The sequence below is a fragment of the Microbacterium sp. 69-10 genome, from assembly GCF_001897945.1.
Classification (GTDB): Bacteria; Actinomycetota; Actinomycetes; order Actinomycetales; family Microbacteriaceae; genus Microbacterium.
Genome location: NZ_MKRT01000022.1, coordinates 122,333 through 128,394, shown reverse-complemented (window position 1 = coordinate 128,394; position 6,062 = coordinate 122,333). Strand labels below are relative to the sequence as shown.

The window sequence follows — 6,062 nt, the reverse complement described above, 5'->3', positions numbered from 1 at the left end:
GCCGCGACGCCTCCGAAGAGCAGCTGACGCCTGGTCGCGACGCCCGGCCCCGATTGTGCTGCTGCGATCCCCACGGGCTTCACTTGCCCTCGTCCATGCCGCCATCGCCCATGTCCATGTGCTCACCACCCGAATAGTTCTCATTCGCACCCGAGTAGTCCTTCACGGGCGCGGTGAAGGACATCGTGGACTTGTCAGAGAACGTGAGGGTGAACGTGACCTTCTGCCCTGCCTTCAGCGGCGCGGTGAGGTCCATGAGCATCAGGTGGTTTCCGCCGGGTTCGAGCTTGAACGCACCGTCGGCCGGGATGGTGAATCCCCCGTCGATCTGCCGCATGACCTTGGCTCCGGAGTCATCGGCGACGGTCTCGTGCAGTTCTCCTGCCTTCGCCGCGGGGGTTTGCACGGAGACGACGGTGACGTCCTCGCCGGTCGGGTTCTCGAGCACGCCGAATCCAGCCGTCATCCCTTCAGGGGCGGCCTTCACCCAGGCATCCGTGATGGTGACGACGTCACCGGCCTGTTGCGTCGGAGCTGCCGAGGGCGTCGCGGGCTCTGACGCGCATCCGGCGAGGAGGAGCAGCGCTGCGATGGATGCGGCGATGGTGCCGCGCTGGGTCTTGATGGTCATGAGAAGTACTGCCTTTCGAGTTCGTGTCAGTGTCGCGCGGATACGCGCGACAGCGCACGCCCGCTCTGCGGCGGCGCGCGCGACGCACCCGCCGGTTGTGCGGGCGCATGCCTGCTGCCAAGACAGGAGCAGGCGATTCACAGACTCGCGAGCAGAGGGGGACCTCGACGGACGATAGGGCGGAGGACTCGAGTGTCGGAGCCCACGCGGACGTCGACGGGCACGCGGATGCTGGATCGTCGCGGTGCCGGGTTGAGAAGGAGCGTCGGCACGCCGCGCAGCACGGAGCGCGTCCACGCAACGATCCGCGCGGAAAGCCGCCACAGTTCAGCAAGCAGCAGCTCGCCGCGATACAGCAGCGCTGTCGTCGCTGCGGCCGCGATCACATGTCCCAGCCACATTCCGGTGTCGGGCAGCACGGTCTCGACAGATTGCCCCTCCGGTAAGAGGAGCGGCAGGCCGTGCACATGCCCCTTCGCCCCGACCGGCGTGATCGATCCGAGCACGAAGAGCGTGTGGAAGAGGAGCTGGCTGATCACGACTGCAAGTGCAAGGCGGGGCAGAGACAGTCGTCGGCCTGCCAGGAGCACGCTGACCATGATCGACAGAAGCAACGGTACCACGACGCCGATCCAGCCGGGCATCGTGCCGCCGGCCGCCACGTGCGACAGCAGCGCGATGAATGTCGCGATCAGCGCCGACGAGACCCCGCGCAGCAGATGCGGGAGTCGTGTCGGGCGCATGCTTCCATCTTCTCATCATCACGTGGCGGATGATGCCATCCGGCAGGCTACAAGAGCTGCAGCGGCACGCCGTGCTGCGGCACCCGCAGCCGGTGGGCGAGCCCGGAGTACTCGAACTCCCGCACGAGCCTCTCGCGTGTCTCGCTGAAGTGATGCCATCCCTCGGCGTGGGCGGGAACGATGACGGCGTCACCCAGCGCCCGAGCCGCGGCGACCGCGGTGCGCGCGTTCAGCGTGAGATCGCTGTCGCCGAAGCGACCGACATTCGCCGCGCCGGTGAACAGCACAGCAATGTCGATGACGTCGACCTGCGCCACGATCTCGGCGACGACCGCCACTGACGCGTTGTCCCCGGAGACGTAGACGGTCGGCTGCTCCGGCGCCCGCAGCAGGAAGCCGGTGACCGGCCCGGAGAGGGCCTCCGCGCCCTCGGGACCGTGCAGGGCCGGGACGGCGACGATCTCGACGTCGCCGACGGAATGGGCCTCCCACGCCGCCAGCCCGATCACCCCCGGAATCCTCGCTGCCGCCTCAGGCGTGGAGAGCACCGCGCTCGCCCGGGACAGGAAGTCGCGCCCGGCATGGTCGAGATTGTCCGGATGCTGGTCGTGCGACAGCAGCACGACGTTGATGCCGCCGACCTCGTCAGGACTCAGGGCCGGTCCCACGAGCTTGTGCAGCGGGATGCCGCCCTCGTAGACGCCCGGAGGATCGAACGTCGGATCGGTCAGCATCCGGAGCCCTGCGTACTCGATCACGGCCGTCGGGCCGCCCACCAGGGTGAAGGTCATCGGCGTGGTCATACCTCCATCCTGCCCCGGTTGCACCCTCGCGGGGCCGGGAACCGTGCCCTTCCGGGGAGGCTCGTCTTTCTGCAGGATGCCCGGACATGACGAAGGCCCCGGGGTGGAGCCCGGGGCCTTCGTCATACAGCTTACAGGTCAGAGACCTTCGATGATGCCGCGCATCAGGGCAGCGGCCTCGGACGGCGTCTTGCCGACCTTGACGCCGGCGGCCTCGAGTGCCTCCTTCTTGGCGGCCGCGGTGCCAGCGGAGCCCGACACGATGGCGCCGGCGTGGCCCATGGTCTTGCCCTCGGGAGCGGTGAAGCCGGCCACGTAGCCGACGACCGGCTTGGTGACGTGCGCCTTGATGAACTCGGCCGCGCGCTCCTCGGCGTCACCGCCGATCTCGCCGATCATGACGATCGCCTTGGTGGCCGGGTCGGCCTCGAACGCGGCGAGCGCATCGATGTGCGTGGTGCCGATGATCGGGTCGCCGCCGATGCCGATGGCGGTCGAGAATCCGATGTCCTTCAGCTCGAACATCATCTGGTAGGTCAGCGTGCCCGACTTCGAGACCAGGCCGATCGGTCCCGTGCCGGTGATGTTGGCGGGCGTGATGCCGGCCAGCGCCTCACCGGGGGTGATGATGCCGGGGCAGTTCGGGCCGATGATGCGGGTCTTGTTGCCCTTGGACTTGGCGTAGGCCCAGGCCTCGGCCGAGTCGCCGACGGGGATGCCCTCGGTGATGACCACGAGCAGCGGGATCTCGGCGTCGATGGCCTCGATCATCGCGTCCTTGGCGAATGCCGGCGGCACGAAGGCGACCGACACGTCGGCGCCGGTCTTCTGGATCGCCTCGGCGACGGAGCCGAAGACGGGCAGCTCGACCTCGCCCGAGCCGGGCTTGTCGTGCGTGACCGTGGTGCCGGCCTTGCGGGCGTTCACGCCGCCGACGATGTTGGTGCCGGCCTTGAGCATGAGGGCGGTGTGCTTGGTGCCCTCGCCGCCCGTGATGCCCTGGACGATGACCTTGGAGTCCTTGTTGAGGTAGATCGACATGTTTCTCTCGTCCTTACAATCTCAGGCGTTCGCCAGCTCGGCGGCCTTGTCGGCGCCCTCGTCCATGCCCGACGCCGAAGTGACCAGCGGGTGGTTCGCGGCGGCGAGGATCGCACGCCCCTCCTCGACCTGGTTGCCGTCCAGGCGCACGACCAGCGGCTTGGTGGCGGAGTCGCCCAGGATCTCGAGGGCCTTCACGATGCCCTCGGCCACGGCCACGCAGGAGGTGATGCCGCCGAAGACGTTGACGAACACGCTCTTGACCTGCGGGTCGCCGAGGATGACGTCCAAGCCGTTGGCCATGACCTGCGCGTTCGCGCCGCCGCCGATGTCGAGGAAGTTGGCGGGCTTGACGCCGCCGTGCTTCTCGCCGGCGTAGGCGACCACGTCGAGCGTGGACATGACCAGGCCCGCGCCGTTGCCGATGATGCCGACCTGACCGTCGAGCTTGACGTAGTTCAGGCCGGATGCCTTGGCCTTGGCCTCGAGCGGGTCGGCTGCGGCCTTGTCCTCGAGCGCCTCGTGCTCGGGGTGGCGGACCTCGGAGGCGTTCTCGTCGAGCGAGACCTTGCCGTCGAGGGCGATGATCTCGCCGTCCTCGGTGCGGACCAGCGGGTTCACCTCGACGAGCGTGGCACCCTCGCCCTTGTACACGTCGTAGAGCTTGACGAACACGTCGGCGACCTTCGAGACGAGCTCGTCGGGGAAGTTCGCGGCCTTGGCGATCTCGATCGCCTTGGTCTTGTTGATGCCGACCAGCGGGTCGACCTCGACGCGGGCCAGAGCCTCGGGCTTCTCGACGGCGAGCTGCTCGATCTCCATGCCGCCCTCGACGCTGCACAGCGACAGGTAGGAGCGGTTGGCGCGATCCAGCAGCACGGAGAAGTAGAACTCCTCGGCGATGCGGGCGCCGGCGGCGACCATGACGCGCTTGACGATGTGGCCCTTGATGTCGAGACCGAGGATCGCCTTGGCGGCCTCGTACGCCTCGTCGGGGTTCTTGGCGACCTTGACGCCGCCCGCCTTGCCACGACCACCGGTCTTGACCTGAGCCTTGACGACGACCACGCCGCCGAGCTTCTCGGCTGCTGCCTTCACCTCCTCAGGGGTGTCGGCGACGATGCCGGCGAGGACCGGCACATCGTACTTCTCGAAAAGGTCTCGTGCCTGGTACTCGTAGAGATCCACAGTGCAGTCCTTCGCTGGTTGCGGCGGGTGGGACGCGACAGTTCTGTCGGGTGTCGATGTCATTCGACCCGATCCAAAAGCCTACTACCGCCGACGACATCACCAGAACGGCCGAGACTAGGCTTCCACTATGCAGAATCCCGCTCAGCTCCACACCGGTGTGGTCGCCGCCGCGCTCGACCTCTTCGCCGCCCAGGGATTCGAGGCGACCTCGGTCGAGCAGATCGCCAAGGCCGCCGGCGTCTCGCGCTCCACCTTCTTCCGCCAGTTCGGCGGCAAGGAGGACGTGGTCTTCACCGATCACGAGCAGATGCTCGACGATCTGCGCACGTTCTTCGAGCAGCCGCATGAGGATCCGTGGGCGGCCGTCTGCGAGGCATCCGAGCGCGTCTTCGACCACTTCGCGCGCGACCCCGAGCTCGCCCGCCGCCGCTACGAGATCGTGCGGCAGGTGCCGGTGCTGCGCGATCGTGAGATCGTGACGGTGTTCCGGTACGAGCGCCTGTTCGACGAGTACCTCCGCGACGCACTGCCCGGTCTCGCCCCGATCGACGCGGTCGGCTTCTCGGCGCTGGTCACCGCCGTGCACAATCACGTGCTGCGCCAGCTGCTGCGCGGACGGAAGGTGCCGCTCTCCACGCTGCGCACCGCCCTCGACGATGTGCGCCGCCGCTACGGCGTGCTGCCGGGCGGATCGGATGCCGCACCCGACGACGTGGTGGTCGCGGTGTTCCCGCGGTCGATGCCTATCGCCGAGATCTCGCGCCGCGTGCAGGCCGAGCTCTCCTGAGCCCGGCTGCTCCCGGTCAGGAGGCGGAGGGCGTCACTCGTCGCAGCCGCACTTGCCTGCGGCGTTGCGCACCATGAAGCAGGTGCCGCACACGCCGTAGTCGCGCTCCTCCACCGGGGTCGCCTTAGGCGTGCGGGGAGCGGATGCCGGCTTCGCGGCGCGCGGTGCGGAGGTGCGGGTTCCGGCTGGTCGCTTGGCCGCGACGGTGAGCGAGGGCAGTCCGCTGGGCTGGTTCACGTAGAAGTACGGCGCGCGGCCCTCGCTGGGCAGCAGAGGCAGCACGCGCCCTGCGACGGTGATCTGCTCGTCCTCGGTGAAGCCGTTGATGTAGGTGCGTCCGATGTGCAGCGCGGCGCCGTCGCGGCGCAGCGCCTCGATGTAGCGGCCTCGATCGATGTAGCTGAGGATGCCGACAGCATCCGTGACGGCGCCGATGAACTCGTGGTTCTCGACGGGGATCCGGTGCGCGCGAAGCGCTTCGGCGAGGGATCGGTAGGGGCGGGAGGTTCCTGCGGGGGTCGGACCCTGTACTTCGTTCATCACCTCGATTCTCTCATCCGGCGAGCAGCGCGATCGCCGCGGATGTACCGTGCGCTCGGCGGCATCCGGCGCTCTCGACGGGAGTCCTGGCGCGGGGCAGGATGGGGTGCATGTACGAGATCCCCGCGCCCATGCTCGCGAAGGCGGCCGCGGCCGTGCCCGATGACGCGAAGAAGCCGATGCTGTACGAGCCGAAGTGGGACGGATTCCGCGGGCTGGTCGCCTGGGACGGCGAGACGCTCGAGATCGGCTCGCGCGGCGCCAAGCCGCTCACCCGGTACTTCCCCGAGCTCGTCGAGCAGCTGCCGCGGATCCTGCCCGGTCCG

7 protein-coding genes and 1 pseudogene are annotated in these 6,062 nt (G+C 68.4%); 2 read left to right on the top strand and 6 right to left on the bottom strand.

Annotated elements, in window-relative coordinates; translation table 11 throughout:
• Window positions 1–79: 79 nt before the first annotated feature.
• The 5 genes from BGN97_RS09700 to sucC all read right to left on the bottom strand — a co-directional run bounded on the left by BGN97_RS09700 (window position 80) and on the right by sucC (window position 4,406).
• A complete protein-coding gene (locus BGN97_RS09700; protein ID WP_292700620.1) occupies window positions 80–631 on the bottom strand; it encodes a copper chaperone PCu(A)C in 552 nt (183 codons plus the stop codon).
• A gap of 137 nt (window positions 632–768) precedes the next feature.
• Window positions 769–1,374, bottom strand: coding sequence for a hypothetical protein (locus BGN97_RS09695; RefSeq protein WP_292700617.1), 606 nt, complete (start codon window positions 1,372–1,374; stop codon window positions 769–771).
• Between the two features lie 47 nt (window positions 1,375–1,421).
• Window positions 1,422–2,177 carry an MBL fold metallo-hydrolase gene (locus tag BGN97_RS09690; protein ID WP_292700614.1) on the bottom strand — a complete coding sequence of 252 codons (756 nt, stop codon included), beginning with the start codon at window positions 2,175–2,177 and terminating at the stop codon, window positions 1,422–1,424.
• Window positions 2,178–2,315: 138 nt separating this feature from the next.
• The gene (gene sucD, locus BGN97_RS09685) at window positions 2,316–3,218 is read right to left on the bottom strand and encodes a succinate--CoA ligase subunit alpha (protein ID WP_292700610.1); all 903 of its coding nucleotides are present in this window, start codon (window positions 3,216–3,218) and stop codon (window positions 2,316–2,318) included.
• Between the two features lie 21 nt (window positions 3,219–3,239).
• Window positions 3,240–4,406 carry an ADP-forming succinate--CoA ligase subunit beta gene (gene sucC, locus BGN97_RS09680; RefSeq protein ID WP_292700608.1) on the bottom strand — a complete coding sequence of 389 codons (1,167 nt, stop codon included), beginning with the start codon at window positions 4,404–4,406 and terminating at the stop codon, window positions 3,240–3,242.
• Between the two features lie 130 nt (window positions 4,407–4,536).
• On the opposite strand from sucC, the gene BGN97_RS09675 reads away from it, so the two are divergent.
• Window positions 4,537–5,196, top strand: a complete 660-nt coding sequence (locus BGN97_RS09675; protein WP_292700605.1) for a TetR/AcrR family transcriptional regulator — start codon at window positions 4,537–4,539, stop codon at window positions 5,194–5,196.
• A gap of 33 nt (window positions 5,197–5,229) precedes the next feature.
• Here the strand turns inward: BGN97_RS09675 and BGN97_RS09670 are convergent, their stop codons facing one another.
• Window positions 5,230–5,736 (bottom strand): hypothetical protein, encoded by a 507-nt coding sequence (locus BGN97_RS09670; protein WP_292700602.1) that lies wholly within the window; start codon window positions 5,734–5,736, stop codon window positions 5,230–5,232.
• A 110-nt stretch (window positions 5,737–5,846) separates the two neighbouring features.
• Here BGN97_RS09670 and BGN97_RS09665 point away from each other — a divergent pair.
• Window positions 5,847–6,062, top strand: a pseudogene (locus BGN97_RS09665) (ATP-dependent DNA ligase); the annotation flags it as partial.